Annotated in this window: 16 protein-coding genes; 7 read left to right on the forward strand and 9 right to left on the reverse strand. The window is 66.5% G+C overall.

Annotated elements, in window-relative coordinates; translation table 11 throughout:
* Positions 1–51 precede the first annotated feature (51 nt).
* The 9 genes from BLV97_RS12055 to BLV97_RS12095 all read right to left on the reverse strand — a co-directional run bounded on the left by BLV97_RS12055 (position 52) and on the right by BLV97_RS12095 (position 9,164).
* The gene (locus BLV97_RS12055; RefSeq protein ID WP_035846290.1) at positions 52–747 is read right to left on the reverse strand and encodes an ABC transporter ATP-binding protein; all 696 of its coding nucleotides are present in this window, start codon (positions 745–747) and stop codon (positions 52–54) included.
* Positions 747–1,442, reverse strand: a complete 696-nt coding sequence (locus tag BLV97_RS12060) for an ABC transporter ATP-binding protein (protein ID WP_081825193.1) — start codon at positions 1,440–1,442, stop codon at positions 747–749. The genes BLV97_RS12055 and BLV97_RS12060 overlap by 1 nt, the downstream gene beginning before the upstream one ends.
* The gene (locus BLV97_RS12065; RefSeq protein WP_035846293.1) at positions 1,439–2,368 is read right to left on the reverse strand and encodes a branched-chain amino acid ABC transporter permease; all 930 of its coding nucleotides are present in this window, start codon (positions 2,366–2,368) and stop codon (positions 1,439–1,441) included. Before BLV97_RS12065 ends, BLV97_RS12060 begins: the two co-directional genes overlap by 4 nt.
* Positions 2,365–3,213 carry a branched-chain amino acid ABC transporter permease gene (locus BLV97_RS12070; protein WP_092164084.1) on the reverse strand — a complete coding sequence of 283 codons (849 nt, stop codon included), beginning with the start codon at positions 3,211–3,213 and terminating at the stop codon, positions 2,365–2,367. Before BLV97_RS12070 ends, BLV97_RS12065 begins: the two co-directional genes overlap by 4 nt.
* A gap of 45 nt (positions 3,214–3,258) precedes the next feature.
* On the reverse strand, positions 3,259–4,551 hold the full coding sequence (locus BLV97_RS12075; RefSeq protein ID WP_035846295.1) for an ABC transporter substrate-binding protein: 1,293 nt from the start codon (positions 4,549–4,551) through the stop codon (positions 3,259–3,261).
* Between the two features lie 157 nt (positions 4,552–4,708).
* Positions 4,709–6,049: a hypothetical protein gene (locus BLV97_RS12080; RefSeq protein WP_160169202.1), complete on the reverse strand. Its 1,341-nt coding sequence runs from the start codon at positions 6,047–6,049 to the stop codon at positions 4,709–4,711.
* A gap of 145 nt (positions 6,050–6,194) precedes the next feature.
* Positions 6,195–7,214 (reverse strand): ACR3 family arsenite efflux transporter, encoded by a 1,020-nt coding sequence (gene arsB, locus BLV97_RS12085; RefSeq protein ID WP_035846297.1) that lies wholly within the window; start codon positions 7,212–7,214, stop codon positions 6,195–6,197.
* Positions 7,215–7,308: 94 nt separating this feature from the next.
* Positions 7,309–8,307: an ArsJ-associated glyceraldehyde-3-phosphate dehydrogenase gene (locus BLV97_RS12090; RefSeq protein ID WP_035846298.1), complete on the reverse strand. Its 999-nt coding sequence runs from the start codon at positions 8,305–8,307 to the stop codon at positions 7,309–7,311.
* Positions 8,304–9,164 carry an arsenate reductase/protein-tyrosine-phosphatase family protein gene (locus BLV97_RS12095; RefSeq protein ID WP_035846300.1) on the reverse strand — a complete coding sequence of 287 codons (861 nt, stop codon included), beginning with the start codon at positions 9,162–9,164 and terminating at the stop codon, positions 8,304–8,306. The genes BLV97_RS12090 and BLV97_RS12095 overlap by 4 nt, the downstream gene beginning before the upstream one ends.
* A gap of 255 nt (positions 9,165–9,419) precedes the next feature.
* On the opposite strand from BLV97_RS12095, the gene BLV97_RS12100 reads away from it, so the two are divergent.
* The 7 genes from BLV97_RS12100 (at position 9,420) to boxB (ending at position 18,121) form a co-directional block, all read left to right on the forward strand.
* Positions 9,420–10,307: an ABC transporter ATP-binding protein gene (locus tag BLV97_RS12100; RefSeq protein ID WP_244521016.1), complete on the forward strand. Its 888-nt coding sequence runs from the start codon at positions 9,420–9,422 to the stop codon at positions 10,305–10,307.
* Entirely contained in the window at positions 10,304–11,098 is a 795-nt protein-coding gene (locus BLV97_RS12105) for an ABC transporter permease (RefSeq protein WP_244521017.1), read from the forward strand. Before BLV97_RS12100 ends, BLV97_RS12105 begins: the two co-directional genes overlap by 4 nt.
* Positions 11,099–11,160: 62 nt before the next feature.
* Positions 11,161–12,171, forward strand: coding sequence for an ABC transporter substrate-binding protein (locus BLV97_RS12110; protein ID WP_035846301.1), 1,011 nt, complete (start codon positions 11,161–11,163; stop codon positions 12,169–12,171).
* 223 nt (positions 12,172–12,394) lie between these two features.
* On the forward strand, positions 12,395–13,939 hold the full coding sequence (locus BLV97_RS12115; protein ID WP_035846303.1) for a benzoate-CoA ligase family protein: 1,545 nt from the start codon (positions 12,395–12,397) through the stop codon (positions 13,937–13,939).
* Positions 13,940–13,950: 11 nt separating this feature from the next.
* On the forward strand, positions 13,951–14,760 hold the full coding sequence (locus BLV97_RS12120; protein WP_051646297.1) for an alpha/beta fold hydrolase: 810 nt from the start codon (positions 13,951–13,953) through the stop codon (positions 14,758–14,760).
* 232 nt (positions 14,761–14,992) lie between these two features.
* Complete coding sequence (gene boxC / locus BLV97_RS12125) at positions 14,993–16,651, forward strand: 2,3-epoxybenzoyl-CoA dihydrolase (RefSeq protein WP_035846305.1); 1,659 nt, start codon at positions 14,993–14,995, stop codon at positions 16,649–16,651.
* Between the two features lie 18 nt (positions 16,652–16,669).
* The gene (boxB, locus tag BLV97_RS12130) at positions 16,670–18,121 is read left to right on the forward strand and encodes a benzoyl-CoA 2,3-epoxidase subunit BoxB (protein WP_035846307.1); all 1,452 of its coding nucleotides are present in this window, start codon (positions 16,670–16,672) and stop codon (positions 18,119–18,121) included.
* The last annotated feature ends 201 nt before the right edge of the window (positions 18,122–18,322 follow it).

Here is an 18,322-nt window from a genome sequence, read left to right on the forward strand (position 1 = left end):
CGCATTCCGCCCGGCGGCCCGGGACAGATGACACCGGTCCGACGGGCCTGCTCAGATCCCGACGTGATCGCGAAATTGCCGCGCGTCGGGGGCAAGGCCCTGCGTGGCGGCGGTTTCGGCCACGCGGCCGTTGGCCATGAACACCACCTGGTCCGCCATTTCCAGCACCGCCTCGACCCGCTGTTCGACCAGCACCACCGCCAGGCCTTCGGCCTTCAGCCGCAGCACCGTGTCGCGGATCAGGGTGATCATCGAGGGTTGCAGTCCCTCGGTCGGCTCATCCAGCAGCAACACCCGCGGGCCGAGGCACAGCGCCCGGGCGATCGCCAGCATCTGCTGTTCGCCGCCCGACAGCGTCCAGGCCTGCTGGTCGAGCCGTTCCTCGAGCCGCGGGAAAAGGTCCAGCACATGGCGGCGCAGCCCCGCGTCGCCGCGCCGTACCAGCAGGCCCACGCCAAGGTTTTCCTCGACCGTCAGTTCCGCGAACAGGCGCCGGCCCTGGGGCACATAGGCCAGGCCGCGGCGGGGCACCTGATGGGCGGGAAGCGCCTCTATCGGGTTGCCATCCAGCAGCACATGCCCAGCGGCCACCGGGATCAGCCCCATGATCGCCTTCATCAACGTCGACTTGCCGGCGCCATTGCGGCCCATGACGCAGGTGACCGCGCCCGCCGCGGCGCTTAGGCTGACGCCGCGCAGCACGCGCACCGCGCCATAGCCTGCCTCGATATCGCGAAGCTCCAGCATCAGCCCCCCAGATAGGCGGCTTGCACCGCCGCGTTCGCCCGGATCGCCCCTGGCGTGCCGGTGGCCAGGACCTCGCCGAAATTCAGCACCGTGATGCGGCGGGCAAGATCCATCACGACCTCCATGTTGTGCTCGATCAGCAGCACGGTGATCTCGGGCGTCAGCCCCGCCACCAGATCCTTGAAGCGCCCGATCTCGCCGGCGGCAAGGCCCTGGGTCGGCTCGTCGAGGATCAGCAGGCGCGGGTGCAGCGCCAGCCCCATCGCCACTTCCAGCAGCCGCTGGTGACCGTAGCTGAGGGCACCCGCGCGGGTCTCGGCCAGGTCCTGCAGCCCGACGCGGGCCAGGGCGGCGGATACCTCGGCCTCGGCCCCGCCGCGCGACTGGATCGCCAGGCCCGCGTTCTCGGCCACGCTCAGGCCCGCGTAGACCGAGGTGATCTGGAACGTATAGGCGATGCCGCGCCGCACGCGCCGATGCGCGGGCAGGCGGGTGATATCCTGGCCGGCGAAGCGGATCGCGCCGGTCTGGACGGGCAGGCGCCCCGACAGCAGGCTGACCAGCGTGGTCTTGCCGGCGCCGTTAGGGCCGATCAGCGCGTGGCATTCGCCCTGCTGCAGGTCGAAATCCACCCCGCGCACGGCGGTCAGCCCGCCGAAGCGGTGGGTCAGCCCGCGTGCTTCCAGCAGTGTCACGGCAGCCATTTCAGCCCCCTGTCGCGCAGCGTGCCCAGGATGCCCTTCGGCGCGAAGACGATCAGGATCAGCAGGCTGGCGCCGACCATGAACAGGTAGGATTGGCTGACGTCCGAGGTCAGGTCGATCAAATAGAACATCGCCAGTGCCCCCAGGAACGGCCCCAGCACCGTGCCCGCGCCGCCCAGCAATGTGTAAAGCAGCGGCAGGATCGAATACTGGATCCCCGCAAAGCCCGCGCCGACATAGCCAAACAGCACCGCCCAGGCCGCCCCCGCCGCGCCCGCGTAAAGGCCCGAAAGCACCAGCGCCGCCAGCTTCACGCGAAACACGTCGTATCCCAACATGCGGCTGCGTTCCTCGTTCTCGCGCACCGCCACCATGACCCGCCCCCGGCGCGAGCGCACCAGCGCCAGCTTCAGCAGCAGCGCCACGGAGAACAGCGCCAGTGCCGCCAGGTAGCGCGGTGTCTCTTCGGTCAGGTTCAGCGGCCCCAGGATGCGGCCCGCGTCGGTCAGGTTGAAGCCCTCTTCGCCGCGGGTGATCGGGGTGTAGTAGAGGATGGTCTGATGAAAGGCCTGGGCGAACATCAGCGTCACGATCATGAAGGACACGCCCGCCGTGCGCAGTGCCAGCGCCCCCGAGATCAGCGCCATCGCGCCGCCCGCCAGCACACCGGCGATCAGCGCCGGCCCGGCGCCCCAGCCCGCCTGCGACATCAGGCCCGTGGCGTAAAGCCCGGCCGCGAAATATAGCGCATGGCCCAGCGACAGAAGGCCCGTGTAGCCGAAGGCGATGTTGTAGCCCAGGCCGAAGACCGCAAGCACCATGATCCGCGCCAGCATCGCGTGATGATAGGCGGGGGCCAGGAAGTTCAGCGCCAGAAGCGCGGCCAGCACGGCAAGATGCAGCGAAAGCGCCTTCATGCGGCGCCCCTGCCGAACAGGCCCTGCGGGCGGAAGATCAGCACGAAGGCAACCAGCAGCGTCGCCAGGATCTCGGTCAACGTCGGCGAGAAGAACATCGAGATCACCCCGTCGGAAAGCCCGATGAACAGCGCCGCCAGCAAGGTGCCGCGCAGACTGCCCAGCCCCCCGATGATCACCACGATGAACGACATCAGCAGCGGCCCCTCGCCCATCAGGTAATAGGCCTGCTGGATCGGCACCACCAGCACACCGGCCAGCGCCGCCAGCCCGGCCCCGAAGGCGAAGACCCCGGCATAGACCTTGTCGGTGTCGATGCCGAAGGCGCGGGCGATTTCCCGGTCGGACTGGGTGGCGCGCATCACCAGGCCCGCCCGGGTGCGGTTGATCGCCAGCCATAGCAGCGCCAGCAGAACCACCGCCGCGCCCACCACCGCCAGCTTGTAGCCCGAATAGCCGAACCACGGCAGCTGGATGCGGACGGAAAACGGCGCCGGCACCGGCCGGGCGCTGGGGCCGAAGAAGCTTAGCGCGCCCTGTTCCAGGATATAAAGCAGCCCGATCGTGGCGACGATCGTGGCATCCGCGTTGTAGTTCAGCCGCTTCAGAACCCCGATATCGGCCAGCGCCGCCAGCGCCGCCACGCAAAGCGGCGCCAGGATCATCGCGGCCAGGAACACCAGCGCCGGGGGGCCGGGGACATAGGTTGTCACGAACCACGCCCCCACGGCGCCCAGCATGAAGAACGCGCCATGGGCCACGTTCACCACCCGCATCACCCCGAACACCAGGCTTAGCCCCGCGGCGGTGATGGCCAGCACCGCCGCGGATACCAACCCCTCCATCAGGGCCAGCAGGAAGATCGGCCAGAATCCCACGGGCGCGCGTGCCTAGAAGGACATCTTGGTATAATCCGTCTCGTCCGGGTAAAGGCCTGCGTCGATGCTGGTGCGCTCGATCCGCGCCAGCTTGCCGTCCTTCACCTGCGAGATGTTCTGATGGCCGAAGACCTGATGGGTCTTGCCGTTGAACCGCTTCGCGCCCTGCGGATGTTGCAGCGAATCCGCCATGTCCGACATCGCCTCGACGGCTTCGACGAATTTCTGGCGGTCCTGCGGGCCCTTGTAATCGGCAGCCTCCATCCCGGCCTTGATCACATAAAGCGTCTCCCAGCACGAGAACATGTGCGCGTAGGTCGAGATCTCCTTGGGGTCGTTGATCGCGGCGCCCTCGTCGTTCACGCCCACGGCCTTGCGATAGGCCTTGTCGAATTCGGTCTCGTCGGGCTGGGCATAGCGGCAATCGCCTTCCCAGAAATGACTGCCCTCCAGGAAGCTCAGGCTGGGTGTGGCGATGTTCACCGCCTCGAGCGAGTCGATGAAGCCGAACAGCTTGGGGTGGTTGGCGCCGTAGAACTCGCCCAGCTCCTTCACGAAGGTCAGCACGCCGGGGCCGACCATGACGTGATAGATCACCTCGGTCGAGCTGGGGATCTGCGCGAAATAGCGGGTGAAGGAGGTCTCGGTCACCGGGATCGGCAGCAGCTTGACGATCTCGGCGCCGGCCTCCTTGGCGGCCTGGGTGAAGAAATCGCGGTGATCGTAGCCGAAGGCGTAATCGGGGTAGATCATCGTCACCTTCTTGCCGAGCTTGTCGAAGATGAAGGGCGCGACGGCGCGGACCTGGGATTTTACGTCGGTGATGCCGGGCTGCAGGGTCCAGCGGTTCAACTTGCCCGCGGCGACTGAATGGGTTTCCGAACAGACCAGATAGGGGATCTTCAGTTCCGCCGCGCGCGGCGCGGTCGCCACGACCACGTTGGAAAACAGCGGGCCGAAGACCAGTTCGCAGCCCTCCTGGTTGATCAGCTTGTCCAGCACCTGCGGGCCGCGGGCGGCGTCGGTGCCGTCATCTTCGAACACCACCTCGACCGGGCGGCCGTTGATGCCGCCGGCATCGTTCACGGCCTTCAGCGCGGCCTTCGTGGTGCGTTCGTACCAGCGGCCGTATGCGGCGCCGATGCCGGTGCGATGCAGCTGAAAGCCCAGCTTCAGCGGCGCCGAACTTTGCGCCTGGGCAAACCGCGTGCCCAGTCCGGTCGCAAGACCCGCCGCGGCGCCGGTTGCAGCCAGCCCGCCTAGCAATTGACGGCGTGTCGTGGAAGTTCCTGGTGTGTTGGTCATGTCGTGACTCCCTCTTGAAACATCCGCGCGGCTCTTGACGGCCGGTCAAGGCATAGAATGTATGCATGCAAACGATCTGTCCATATTTTTCTGAGTTGGCCAAGGCCTTCATCAGAGGCATGTGCGCGGCGGTTCCTTGTTGCAACTTATTTCCCGGTCATCCGATGGAAGGCGCCGCCAGCAGCCACAGCCCGAAGATCGTGTAGCCTACCATCAGCACCCCGACCGGCAGATGCGTGCGCAGCCCACCGGGCACCAGTCGCAGCGTCAGCAGCACCGCCAGCACATGCGCCACGACGATCAGCGCCACCTGCGCCGACCAGATCAGCATAACGTCGTGCGGGTCGCTGAGGAACCCGAACGAGGCCCAGTCGTCATTGATCCCCAGCAGTGACCAGCCGCGCTCGAACGGGTCGTTGAGGCCGGTGAAGACATATTGCCCCCGGGTCAGCAGCGTCACCAGATAATGCGAGACGTGATAGGCCGTCGCGATCGGCAGGAAACCCAGCAGCAGGGGCGACCGGCCGGTGTTCGGGTCGCGTCCCCGGCGGCTTGCGGCCAGCGCGCCCAGGATCAGTGCCGCGGTCAGCGCCCAGGCCGCCAGCAGGCCCGCGCTGTTCACCCCGATCAGCGCCGTGCGTCCGGGATAGTTCAGCGGATTGACCCCCACCTGCCCCAGCCAGAAGAACGTCTCGCTGAGGCCGTCGAAGCTGACGGTCGCCAGAAGCAGGGTGACGAAGGCGACCTCGGCCGCCGTCAGCGGCGCCATGGCGACGATCTGCGCGCCGGGCACGCCGATCCATAGTGCCCGGCGCTTGCCTTCGTCGCGGCGCCACAGCGGGGCGATCTTGGCGGTCAGCCGGAAATAGAGGCTCAGCGCCTCGCCCCGGTCGAGCCAGTCCTCGCCCTCCAGCACCGCCAGGGCGAAGACCAGCGTCCAGTAGAACGCGGCCACGCGCGCAAGACCCGCCGGGTCCGAAGGCGCGGGCGAGATCAATTCGTACCAGGCGATGGCGAAGAGGCCGGCGACGGCGGGCCAATGGCCCAGCCGTGCCAGCCCGACGCCGCCTTGCCGGCGCAAGAGGCGCCGCGCCAGCCGCACCGGCCCGCGCCAGGGGGCGATGGGCCGCCAGATGTCGCCAAGAAGCGCCACGGCGGCGGTCATCGCCACCCAGATCACCGTCCAGATCGTCAATGGCAGCAGGTTGCCCAGCGGATCGTGCGGCCCGAACTGGCCGACCGCCAGCAGGAAGACCAGCAGCCCGAAGCCCAGCCAGCTAAGCCCGGTGCCGGTGCCCGGCCAGGAACCCAAACGCCAGGCGCGGAAGCGTGGCACCCATCCGGCCCAGACGCCCAGCAGCACGGTCGCGGCGACCGCCAGCGCCGCGCCGACGATCGCCGGGGTGGTGTCGAGCAGCAAGATCACCGCCTGTTGCGAGGCATGGGCCCGCGCGGCCGCGGGCAGCAGCGCCGCCGCCAGGCCCGCAGCGGCCGCCACGCACATGCGGCGCCGGGCCGGGCGGCGGCCGGTGTTTCGGGATGATGCGGTCAGCCTCGGCCCTCCAGCCAGGATGTGTTATGTGCGGCCCTTTTCTAGCCCGGATCTGCATGGCTGGGTATGGGCTTCATGACACGGCGGCCTGTCAGGCCATCGGGCCTGGGAAATGGGCGCGGGTGCGGTTCGCCACCGCCACCAGCGACAGCATCACCGGCACCTCGACCAGCACGCCGACCACCGTGGCCAGCGCCGCCCCCGACGACAGCCCGAACAGCGAAATCGCCACCGCCACCGCCAACTCGAAGAAGTTCGAGGTTCCGATCAGCGCGCAGGGCGCGGCGATCTTGTGCGGCACCTTCAACGCGAAGGCCGCGCCGTAGCCGATCGCGAAGATCCCGTAGGACTGGATCAGGATCGGCACCGCGATCAGCACGATGACGGCCGGGTGGGCGACGATTTCCTGCCCCTGCAGACCAAAGAGGATCATCACCGTGACGATCAGCCCGACCACCGACCAGGCCTTGGCATGGCCCTGAAAGGCCGCGATCCGCTCTGGGCTGGCCAGCCTGCGCCGGGTCCAGGCGCCGGCCAGCAGCGGCAACAGCACGAACAGCACGACCGACAGCAGCAGCGTCTGCCATGGGACCGCGATTTGCGTCACGCCCAGAAGGAAGGCCACGATCGGGGCATAGGCGAAGACCATCACCACGTCGTTCACCGACACCTGCAGCAAGGTATAGCTTTCGTCACCCCGCGTCAGATGCGACCAGACGAACACCATCGCGGTGCAGGGCGCGGCGGCCAGCAGGATCAGCCCGGCGGTATACTGCGCCGATTGCGCGGGCGTCAGCCAGGCGGCGAAGACGTGGTTGAAGAACACCACCGCCAGGGCCGCCATGCTGAAGGGCTTGATCAGCCAGTTCATCGCCAGGGTGATCGCCAGCCCCCGCGGCTGGCGCAGCGCATTCTTCAGCGCCGACAATTCCACCCCCACCATCATCGGATAGACCATCGCCCAGATCAGCACCGCGACCACCAGATTGACGCTGGCGACCTGCGCCGCTGCCACCGCACCCACGAGGCCCGGCAGCAGATTGCCCAGCACGATCCCCGCAACCATGGCGAGGGCGACCCAGAGGGTCAGGAAGCGTTCGAAGATGCTCATGGGAACTCCTTGTCGCGGAAAGGCGGGGTCGCGGAAAGGCGGGGTCGCGGGTAGGCGGGATCAGGGAAGGTGGGGCGGCGCGCGCTCGATGCGGCTAGGGCGCGGCCCCCGCCATCAGCGCCACATCGACCAGCCGGTTGGCATAGCCCATCTCGTTGTCGTACCAGGCGTAGATCTTCACCTGGGTGCCGTTCACCACCATCGTCGATTGCGCATCGACGATCGCGGATCGGGTGTCGTTGACGTAATCGGCCGAGACCAGCGGCCGCGTTTCATAGCCCAGGATGCCCCGCAGCGGCCCTTCGGCCGCGGCGCGCAAAAGCGAATTCACCTCTTCGCGATCGGTCGGGCGTTCGACCTCGAAGACGCAATCGGTGAGCGAGGCATTGAGCAGCGGCACCCGCACCGCATGGCCGTTCAGCCGGCCCTTCAACTCGGGGTAGATCAGGGTGATCGCGGTGGCCGAGCCGGTGGTCGTGGGGATCAGCGAATTCAGCGCCGAACGGGCGCGGCGCAGATCCTTCGCGGGGCGGTCCACGATGGTCTGGGTGTTGGTCACGTCATGGATCGTGGTGATCGACCCATGGCGGATCCCCAGCCCTTCGTGGATCACCTTCACGACGGGCGCCAGGCAATTGGTGGTGCAACTCGCGGCGGTGACGATGCGGTGGGTGCCGGGGTCGTAGCTTTCGTGGTTCACCCCATAGACGATGTTCGCCGTGGGGCCGTCCTTGACCGGCGCCGAGACCACGACCCGCTTCACCCCGGCCTCGAAATAGGGGGCGAGCTTCGCCTCGGACTTGAACGCGCCGGTGCAGTCGATCACCACATCGACATCCTCAAGCGGCAGATCCGCGATCCGGCCGGTGCCGATGAACGGCAGGCGCGTGCCGTCGATGGTAACGCCGCGGTCGTCATGCGAGAACCCGGCCTGCCAGCGGCCGTGGACGCTGTCGAATTCCAGCAGATGCGCGTGCATCGCCGGATCGCCGGCCGCATCGTTGATCCAGGCGATCCGGGCGCCGCGTTCCAGTAGCGGTTTCAGCGCCAGCTTTCCGATCCGGCCAAGGCCGTTCAGGGCATAGGTGGTCATGACGGGTCCTTTTCGGGGGGCGGATCATCGCGTCCGATCCGGTCGACGGCGGATTGCAGGCCGATGCGGTCGAGCGCTTCGAACGGCAGTGCCGCGAAGGCGTCGATCCGGCGTTTCAGCGCGCCGTAGGCTGCGTGAAAGGCCAGGCGCCGCTCGGCCGGGCTGCCTTCGGCCTTTACCGGGTCCGGCACGCCCCAATGGCCGCTGACAGGCTGGCCTTCCCAGGCGGGGCAGGCCTCGTTCGCAGCCTGATTGCAGACGGTGAAGACGAAATCGAAGCGCGGCGCGCCGGGGCCCGAAACCTCCGCGACGTTCTTTGCGCGCAGGGTCGAAACGTCATGGCCGTGGGCCTTCATCACTTCGAGCGCAAGGGGGTTGAGGCTCGAATGGGGCCGGGTGCCGGCGGAATAGGCGTTGAAGCGGTTGCCCGCCCGGTCGCGCAGCAGCGTCTCGGCGAAGATCGAGCGGGCCGAATTGCCGGTGCAGATGAAGAGGACGTTGTACTTGTGTCCCGCCTCCGGCGCCGGCGCCGGGGCTTCGCCCGGAAGCGGCGAGATGGGTGCGCAGATATCCGGCCGTCCCCGGCAGCAATCGTGCAGCAGGAAATCGAAGGTTTCACGCACCGCCCCTAGCTCGATGGCATAAAGCAGCGACCGGCCATCGCGGTGCTGGGTGATCAACCCCGCCTGCATCAAGGCCGAAAGATAGTTCGACAGCGTATTGGCCTTGACACCCAGCGCCTCGGCGATTTCTCCGGCAGGCAGCCGGTCGGGATAGCGCCGCATCAGCAGCCGAAACAATGCCAGCCGCTGCGGGTGGCCCAGGGTCGTCAGCCGATGGGGAATCAACATTTCCATATTTCATGTATTTTCGAATTATTGGATCTGGACAAGTGACGTTTTCGTGACGATCGGCTTGGCTGCGGCAGCGCCGGCGGTGCGGCACGTGCGGCTACTGTCCGTATGGGGCGTTGCATTTTGTCGCAGACCGGCACAGGAATTGAGGCAGGATCGTCCGGGCGGCGCGGCCGCGTCGGGCACCACACCAGGGGAGGAGACGCCGATGACCGGCAAGGGATGGGACGCAGGCCGCCGGGTCTGCGACGCCGGGGCTTGAAGCGCGCGGCAGCCGAGGCCGCGCAGGGCGGGGTGCCGCAGGGCCTGCCGCCGGGGGCGCCGTCGCCGCGGGCCGCGCACCGGGCGATCGCATTCGAGGGCGTGACGATCGAGTTCGGCGGCACCGGCCAAGCCCTGTTTCGCGCCGTGGAAGGCGCCGATCTGGCGGTAGCCGAGGGGGAGTTCGTAGCGATCGTCGGCCCTACCGGCTGCGGGAAGTCGACACTTTTGAACGCGGCTGCGGGGCTGCTGACGCCGGCGGCGGGGCAGGTGCGGATCTTCGGCGCGCCGCTGGCGGGGCTCAATCGCGACGCGGGGTATCTGTTCCAGCTTGAGGCGCTGATGCCGTGGAAGACGGCGCTCGAAAACGTGGCGATAGGGCTGGAGATCGCGGGCACGCCAAAGCGCGCCGCCCGCGACCGGGCCCGCGACTGGCTGCGCCGGGTGGGCCTGGCGCCCTTCGCCGATCGCTATCCGCACATGTTGTCGGGCGGGCAGCGCAAGCGCGTGGCGATGGCGCAGGTGCTGATCCGCGATCCGCGCATCGTGCTGATGGACGAACCCTTCGGCCCGCTTGACGCCCAGACCCGGCTGATCATGGGCGACCTGCTGCTGCGGCTGTGGCAGGAGAACCGCAAGGCGGTGCTGTTCGTCACCCATGATCTGGAAGAAGCGATCAGCCTTGCCGATCGGGTGGTGATCATGTCCGCCGGGCCGGCGGCGCGGATCATCGGCGATTTCCCGATCGGCCTGGCCCGCCCGCGCGACATATCCGAGATCAAGCTGATGCCCGAATTCCAGGCGCTGCACCGCGACATCTGGCACCTGCTGAAATCCGAGGTGCTGAAGGCCTATCCCGACCTGACGATGAGAGAGACGCCATGAACCGCATGAACCGCGCCCTGCTGATCGTCCTGCAGGTGGGGGTTGCCGTGTTCCTAGTGCTGGCCTGGCAGATCGCCACCACCACGCATCTTGTGGGCAATCCGCAGGATCTGGCCTTCTTCTTCTCGACGCCGGGCGACGTGGCAGCGCAGATCTGGACCTGGTTCGCCACCGGCTCGATCTGGTACAACCTGTGGATCACGCTGGAGGAATCGATCCTGTCCTTCCTGATCGGCGCCTTCGCGGCGCTGGTGCTGGGGTTCTGGTTCGCGCGCAAGCCGCGGCTTGGGGCGGTGTTCGATCCCTATATCAAGGGCGCGAACGCCATGCCCCGCGTGGTGCTGGCGCCGATCTTCACGCTGTGGTTCGGGCTGGGGATCTGGTCGAAGGTGGCGCTGGGATTCACGCTGGTCTTCTTCATCGTGTTCTTCAACGTCGTCCAGGGCGTGCGCGAGGCCGACAAGACCATCCTGTCGAACGCCCGGATGCTGGGCATGAATGAACGCCAGCTTCTGCGCCATGTCTATCTGCCGTCCGCGCTGTCGTGGGTGTTCTCGTCTTTGCACACCTCGATCGGCTTCGCCGTGGTCGGCGCGGTGGTGGGGGAATATCTCGGCTCTGCCGCGGGGCTTGGCTATCTGATCCAGCAGGCCGAAGGCATGTTCGACGTCGCCGGCGTGTTCGCGGGCATGTTCGTTCTGGCGGCCTTCGTCATCGCCATCGACTACGGCGTCACGCTGATCGAGCGGCGCCTGCTGGTGTGGCGGCCGCAGCTTCATGGCGGGTCCTGATCCGCCAAGATCCGAAGCGCCCCCGGGGGGAGAGGGCGCATCTTGCAAGGAGGAGATGGAAGATGAACAAACTGACCAGATGGCTCGCCGTAGCGGCGACCGCGCTTCTGGGTTTCGGAGGCGCCGCCCAGGCGGCGCCGACGGTGACGCTGGCGATCGGGGGCGCGGGCTGCCTGTGCTACCTGCCCACGGTGCTGGCCAAGCAGCTTGGCATGTACAAGCAGGCCGGGCTGGACGTGAACATGGTCAACTTCAAGGGCGGCAGCCAGGCGCTGACGGCGGTGATCGGGGGCTCGGCCGACGTGGTGTCGGGCTATTTCGACCACACGGTGGAGCTTGCCGCGAAGCACCAAAAGCTGGAATCCTTCGTGATCTATGACCGCTTCCCCGGCCTGGTGCTGGTGGTCTCGCCCAAGGAGACGGACAAGATCACCTCGATCAAGGATCTGGCGGGCAAGCATGTCGGCGTCTCGGCGCCGGGGTCCTCGACCGATTTCTTCCTGAAGTACCTGCTGACGCGGGCCGGTCTGAAACGGGATTCGGCGGCGGTGATCGGCGTGGGCCTGGGCGGCACGGCGATCGCGGCGATGGAGCAGGGCCGCATCGACGCGGCGGTGATGCTGGATCCGGCGGTGACGATCCTGCAAAACAAGTACAAGAACCTGCGCATCCTGTCCGACACCCGCAGCGAGAAGGACACGGTCGCGACCTTCGGCGGCAATTACCCGGGCGGCGCCTTCTATGCCCGCGCCTCTTGGGTGAATTCCCACAAGAAGGAGGCCCAGATGATGACCGACGCCATGGTCAACACCCTGAAATGGATCCACAGCCATACGCCCGAGCAGATCATGGCCAAGATGCCGCCCGAAATGGTGGGCAAGAACAAGAAGACCTATCTGGCGGCGCTGACCAACACGATCCCGATGTATTCCAAGGACGGGATGATGGACCCGAAGGGCGCCGAGGCCGTGCTCAAGGTCTTTTCCGAGGGTGACCCCGAAGTGGCGAAGGCGCATGTGAATATCACCGACACCTACACCAACGAATTCGCCAAGAAGGCGAACAAGATGTAGTGGCCCGTGCCGCGATCCGCGGGCCGGAACCCCGGCCCGCGGCGTCGTCAGGTTTCCCTCTCGCGGTCGGCTTTCGTGATTTATGCAGCAAAATGCAGAACGAGAAGCTTTTTGTTGCCGGGGTATGAAAGTTGTGCATTATACCGCATATATTTGTCGCGCCTAGGAGGATGCCCGGTGGGGTGTTGGCGCGGGCATTCCTGGGCTTGAGGGAGGAACTGGCTTGGATTGCACCACCAATGAGAACGCCGCCCTGTTTTTCGTCGACCGCCATCTGGCCGAGGGGCGCGGCGACAAGATCGCCTTCCGCGAGGCCGACGGCGCGCGGCGCGCGCTCAGCTATGCCGGGCTTGCGGAGCAGACCGCGCGTTTCGCCGGGGCGCTGGCCCGCGCGGGCGTGCGGCGCGAGGAACGCGTGGCGCTGGTCATCCGCGACCAGATCGAATTTCCGGTCGCCTTCTGGGGCGCGTTGAAGGCGGGCGCGATCCCGGTTCCGATCAACACGCTGCTTGCGACCGAGATCTACGCCAATATCCTGGAAGACAGCCGCGCCTCGCTTCTGGTCCTGTCCGAGGAACTGTGGGACACCCTGCGCCCGGCGCTGGAAGGCAACCGCCATCTGCGCGCCGTGGTGGTGATCGGCGCCCGCCGCGACGGCTGCGAAACCTACACCGGTTTCATGGCCGGCGCGCCGGCCGCCGCGGTGGCCGAGGCCTGCGGTGACGAACTGGCCTTCTGGCTGTATTCCTCGGGCTCGACCGGCACGCCCAAGGGGGTGCGCCATGTCCATTCCGCGCTGAAGGCCACCTGCGACACCTTCGCGGCGCAGGTGCTGGGGATATCCGAGGCCGATACCGTCTTTTCCGCCGCCAAGATGTTCTTCGCCTATGGGCTGGGCAATGCGATGTCCTTCCCGATGTCGGTGGGCGCCGGCACCGTTCTGCTGGCCGGACGCCCGACCCCCGAGGCCGTGGCCGGGGTGCTGAAGGACCACCGGCCGACGCTGTTCTGCGGCGTGCCCACGCTCTACGCCGCGATGCTCCACGCGCAGGAGGCCGCGGGTCGGCGGCCCGAGCACTGCCTGCGGCTGTGCACCTCCGCCGGCGAGGCTCTGCCGCGAGAGATCGGCGAACGCTGGCAGGCGCTCTGGGGGGCCGAGATCGTCGATGGCGTGGGCTCGACCGAAATGCTGCACATCTTCCTCTCGAACCGTCCCAGCGATATCGTCTACGGCACCTCGGGCGTGGCCGTGCCGGGCTATGAGGTGCGGCTGGTGGGCGAAGACGGCCAGGATGTGGCCGACGGCGAGGTGGGGGAATTGCTGGTGCGCGGCCCCTCCAGCGCCGAGGGCTACTGGAACCGTCGCGACAAGTCGCGTGCCACCTTCGCTGGTCATTGGACGCGCACCGGCGACAAGTACGAGCGCACCGAGGGCGGGCGTTATGTCTACTGCGGCCGCGCCGACGACATGTTCAAGGTCTCGGGCATCTGGCTGTCGCCCTTCGAGGTGGAACAGGCGCTTGTCGCGCATCCCGCGGTGCTGGAGGCCGCGGTGGTGCCGCGCAAGACGGCGGACGGGCTGGAAAAGCCCGCGGCCTTCATCGTGCTCAAGCCCGGGACCGATCCGGCGGTGGTCGAGGAGTTGAAGGAATTCGTCAAGGCCCGGGTCGGGATGTGGAAATATCCGCGATGGATCGACATTGTGGAAGAATTGCCCAAGACTGCGACGGGTAAGATTCAGCGCTTCAGGTTGCGCATGGTGAGTTAGGGAGTGCTGGGGTGGGCACGATAGACTGGGCGGCGGGGGCGGGTAGCCTTTCTGCCGGGGGCAAGCGGTTGGAATGGGCGGCTTTCGGCGGGCCGCCGCGGGGCGAAAGCCCGGTGATCGTGATGTTGCACGAAGGATTGGGATGCGTCGCCCTGTGGCGCGATTTTCCGCGCCGGGTGAACGAGGCCACGGGTCTTCCGGTCCTTGCCTATTCGCGGGCGGGCTACGGGCGGTCCGACGCGGCGGATCTGCCGCGGTCGCTGGATTACATGACCCATGAGGCCGAGGCCGTCCTGCCCGACGTGCTGGCGGGGATCGAGGCTACGCGTTATCTGCTGCTTGGCCATTCCGACGGCGCCACGATCGCCGCGGAATATGCGGGGCGGGTCGAGGATTTCCGTGTCCGTGGCCTGATCCTGATGGCGCCGCATTTCTTTACCGAACCCATGGGCCTCAACGAGATCTCCCGCGCCCGCGACGCCTTTCTCTCGACCGATCTGGCCGAGCGGATGGCCAAGTACCACGACAACCCCGTGGCCACTTTTCGCGGCTGGAACGACGCCTGGCTCGATCCTCGTTTCCGTAGTTGGAACGTCTCCGACGTGATCGACTACATCCGCGTCCCGTCCCTGGTGATCCAGGGCCGCCAGGACCAATACGGCACCGAGGCGCAGGTCGAGGAATTCACCCGCCGCTGTTACGCCCCGGTCGAAGTCGCGATGCTGGACGGCTGCCGCCATTCGCCGCAGTTCGACCAGCCCGACGCGGCGCTCGCCGCCATCGCCGCTTTCGTCACCCGGCTAGAGCGGATCGAGGGGTAGGGCGCGACGCCCTCGTAGGCCGATGTCGCGGCCCGTCCCGCCCGATGACACCCGATTCATACCGCGATATGCAATATACTGCAATTTAAGTGATGGACTAGGGGTGATCGGCGGGGTGACTTTTGCAATTGAGCACAATTTTGCGTGGGTTCCGGCGAAAAGTTGCGTCTTGGTCATTGCATAAGGCATTATTGTGCATCACTCTGGGTTGGGACCAGGTGGAGCGACGCGCGTGACCAAGATCATTGATTTCCAGACCGACCCATCGAAATACCGCCACTGGCGGGTGGAATATGACGGCGACGTCGCAAACCTTTTCATGGATGTGGACGAGAACGGCGGCCTTTTCGAGGGCTATCAGCTGAAGCTGAATTCCTACGATCTGGGCGTCGATATCGAACTGGCCGACATCGTGCAGCGGATGCGGTTCGAACATCCCGAAGTGAAGGTGGTGGTGATGCGCTCGGGCAAGGACAGGGTGTTCTGCGCCGGCGCCAACATCCGCATGCTGGGCGGGGCGAGCCACGCCCACAAGGTGAATTTCTGCAAGTTCACAAACGAGACCCGCAATACCTACGAGGCGGCCGAGGCCGATTCGGGCCAGAAATACATCGCCGCGGTGAAGGGCGCCTGTGCCGGTGGCGGCTATGAACTGGCGCTGGCGTGCAACCATATCATGCTGACCGACGACAGCGCGTCCTCGGTCGCGTTGCCCGAGGTGCCGCTGCTGGCGGTGCTGCCGGGGACCGGCGGGCTGACCCGGGTGACCGACAAGCGCAAGGTGCGCCGGGATCTGGCCGATATCTTCTGCTCGACCGAAGAGGGCGTGAAGGGCAAGCGCGCGAAGGACTGGCGCCTGGTCGACGAGGTAATCCCGAATTCGAAATTCGACGACGCCGTGGCCCAGCGGGCGAAGGAATTCGCCGCCGCCTCGAGCAAGGTCGCGGGCCCGGGGATCACGCTGGGGCCGCTGGCGCGCAGTTTCCACAAGAGCGGCGCGGTAAGCTATTCGCTGGTCGAGGTCGAACTGGACCGCCCCGGCCGCAAGGCGACGATCACGCTGAAGGGGCCGGACGCGGCCGGGCCGGGTTCGGTGACCGATCTGCACGCGCGGGGCGATCAATCCTATCTGCTGCGCCTGGCGCGAGAGCTGGACGACGCGATCCTGCATCTGCGCCTGAACGAACGTGAGCTGGGCCTTCTGGTCTTCCGCAGCCAGGGCGACCCCGAGGCCGTGCTGGCGCAGGAACGCCTGCTGCTGGAGAACCGCGAGGACTGGCTTGCGAACGAGATCCTCGCCTATTGGAAGCGCGTGTTGAAGCGGGTCGACATGACCTCGCGCTCGATGATCGCGCTGGTCGAGCATGGGGCGTGCTTCGCGGGGGTTCTGGCCGAACTTCTATGGGCTGTCGATCGCAGCTACATGATGGAGGACGAATTCGAAGGCGACAACCGGCCGATGGCCAGTGTCACCCTTTCGCCCGCGAATTTCGGGCCCTTCCCGATGGGCAACGATCTGACCCGGCTGCAGACACGCTTCCTTGGCACGCCCGAGGCGGTGACGGCGCTGGAGGGCCGCACCGGCGCGGCGATGGAGGCATCCGAGGCGATGGAGGCGGGGCTTGTCACCTTCGCCTATGACGACATCGACTGGGAAGACGAGATCCGCATCTTCATGGAAGAACGCGCCTCGTTCAGCCCCGACGCGATGACCGGGATGGAGGCGAACCTGCGCTTCGCCGGACCCGAGACGATGGAAACCCGCATCTTCGGCCGCCTGACCGCCTGGCAGAACTGGATCTTCCAGCGCCCCAACGCGGTGGGCGCCGAGGGCGCGTTGCAGCGCTACGGCACCGGCCTGCGCGGCAATTACAACATGGAACGGGTCTGAACCCGCAGGAGGAACGACATGCTCGATCTCATCAATGTCAGCTACGACACCCAGATCCCGAACAACGTCGGGCTGAGTTCCGACAAGCGCGTGCTGAAGGCGCTGGAGAAATGGCACCCCGGCTACATCAACTGGTGGAACGACCTTATCCCTGATAATTTCCAGCAATCGCTGGTCTATCTGCGTACCGCCGTCTCGGTCGACCCGAAGGGCTGGGCCAAGTTCGATTATGTGAAGATGCCCGAATACCGCTGGGGCATCCTGCTTGCCCCCCAGGCCGAGGACCGCAGGATCCCCTGTGGCGAGCACGCCGGCCAGCCCGCCTGGCAGGAGGTTCCGGGCGAATATCGCAACATGCTAAAGCGTCTGATCGTGATCCAGGGCGACACCGAGCCCGCAAGCGTGGAACAGCAGCGCTTCCTCGGGCTTACCGCGCCGTCGCTTTACGATCTGCGCAACCTCTTCCAGGTGAATGTCGAAGAGGGGCGTCACCTTTGGGCGATGGTCTATCTGCTGCACAAGTATTTCGGCGCCGACGGGCGCGAAGAGGCCGACGACCTGCTGCGCCGCCAGTCGGGCAGCGAAGAGGCGCCGCGGATGCTGGGCGCCTTCAACGAGGAGACGCCGGACTGGTTGTCGTTCTTCATGTTCACCTATTTCACCGACCGCGACGGCAAGATGCAGCTTGAAAGCCTGGCGCAATCGGGCTTCGACCCGCTCAGCCGCACCTGCCGTTTCATGCTGACCGAGGAAGCCCACCACATGTTCGTGGGCGAGACCGGCGTTGGAAGGGTGATCGAACGCACCTGCCAGGTGATGAAGGAAAACGGCATCGACGATCCCCATGACATCGACCGCATCCGCGCCCTGGGTGTCATCGACCTGCCGACGATCCAGAAGAAGCTGAACCTGCACTACACGCTGTCGCTCGATCTCTTCGGGCAAGAGGTCTCGACCAACGCCGCGAACGCCTTTAACGCCGGCATCAAGGGCCGCTACATGGAGCACCGGCTGGACGACGACCACAAGCTGCAGTCCGCGACCTACATGGTCTGGGATCTGGAGGATGGCAAAGTCGTGCGCAAGGAGGTGCCGGCGCTGACCGCGATCAACATGCGGCTGCGCGACGATTACACCCGCGACGCCTCGGGCGGGGTGGGGCGCTGGAACAAGATCATCGACAAGGCGGGGATCCAGTTCCAGCTGGTCTTGCCGCATGAAAGCTTCAATCGTGCGATCGGGGTGTTCGCGAACGGGCGCTTCGATCCGACCGGCAGGCGGCTGGGCGAGGCCGAATACGACGCCGCCCGTGCGGGCTGGCTGCCAAGCAAGGCCGATGGCGATTTCATCCAGTCGCTGATGAAGCCGCAATACGAACCCGGCCAGTTCGCCGGCTGGATCGCGCCGCCTAAGGTCGGGATCGACAACAAGCCGGGTGATTACGAATACGTCAAGCTGCACATGGCCTGAGGCCCGGGCCGAGCCGCCGGGGCGGTCGGCGCCCGACATCACGCGAGGAGATCATGGAAATCAAACGCCGCGCTATTCCCTCGGGTCCCGCCGGCCGCCCCCTTCGTCCGGTGCGGCCGGTGCCGGATTGCTGCCTCGGCTGCCCCGACTGCCGCGGTTGCTGCGCCGAACTGGCCGAACTGCTATGGTTGCCCGAGGTGA

The sequence above is a fragment of the Allgaiera indica genome (assembly GCF_900106675.1).
Classification (GTDB): domain Bacteria; phylum Pseudomonadota; class Alphaproteobacteria; order Rhodobacterales; family Rhodobacteraceae; genus Acidimangrovimonas; species Acidimangrovimonas indica.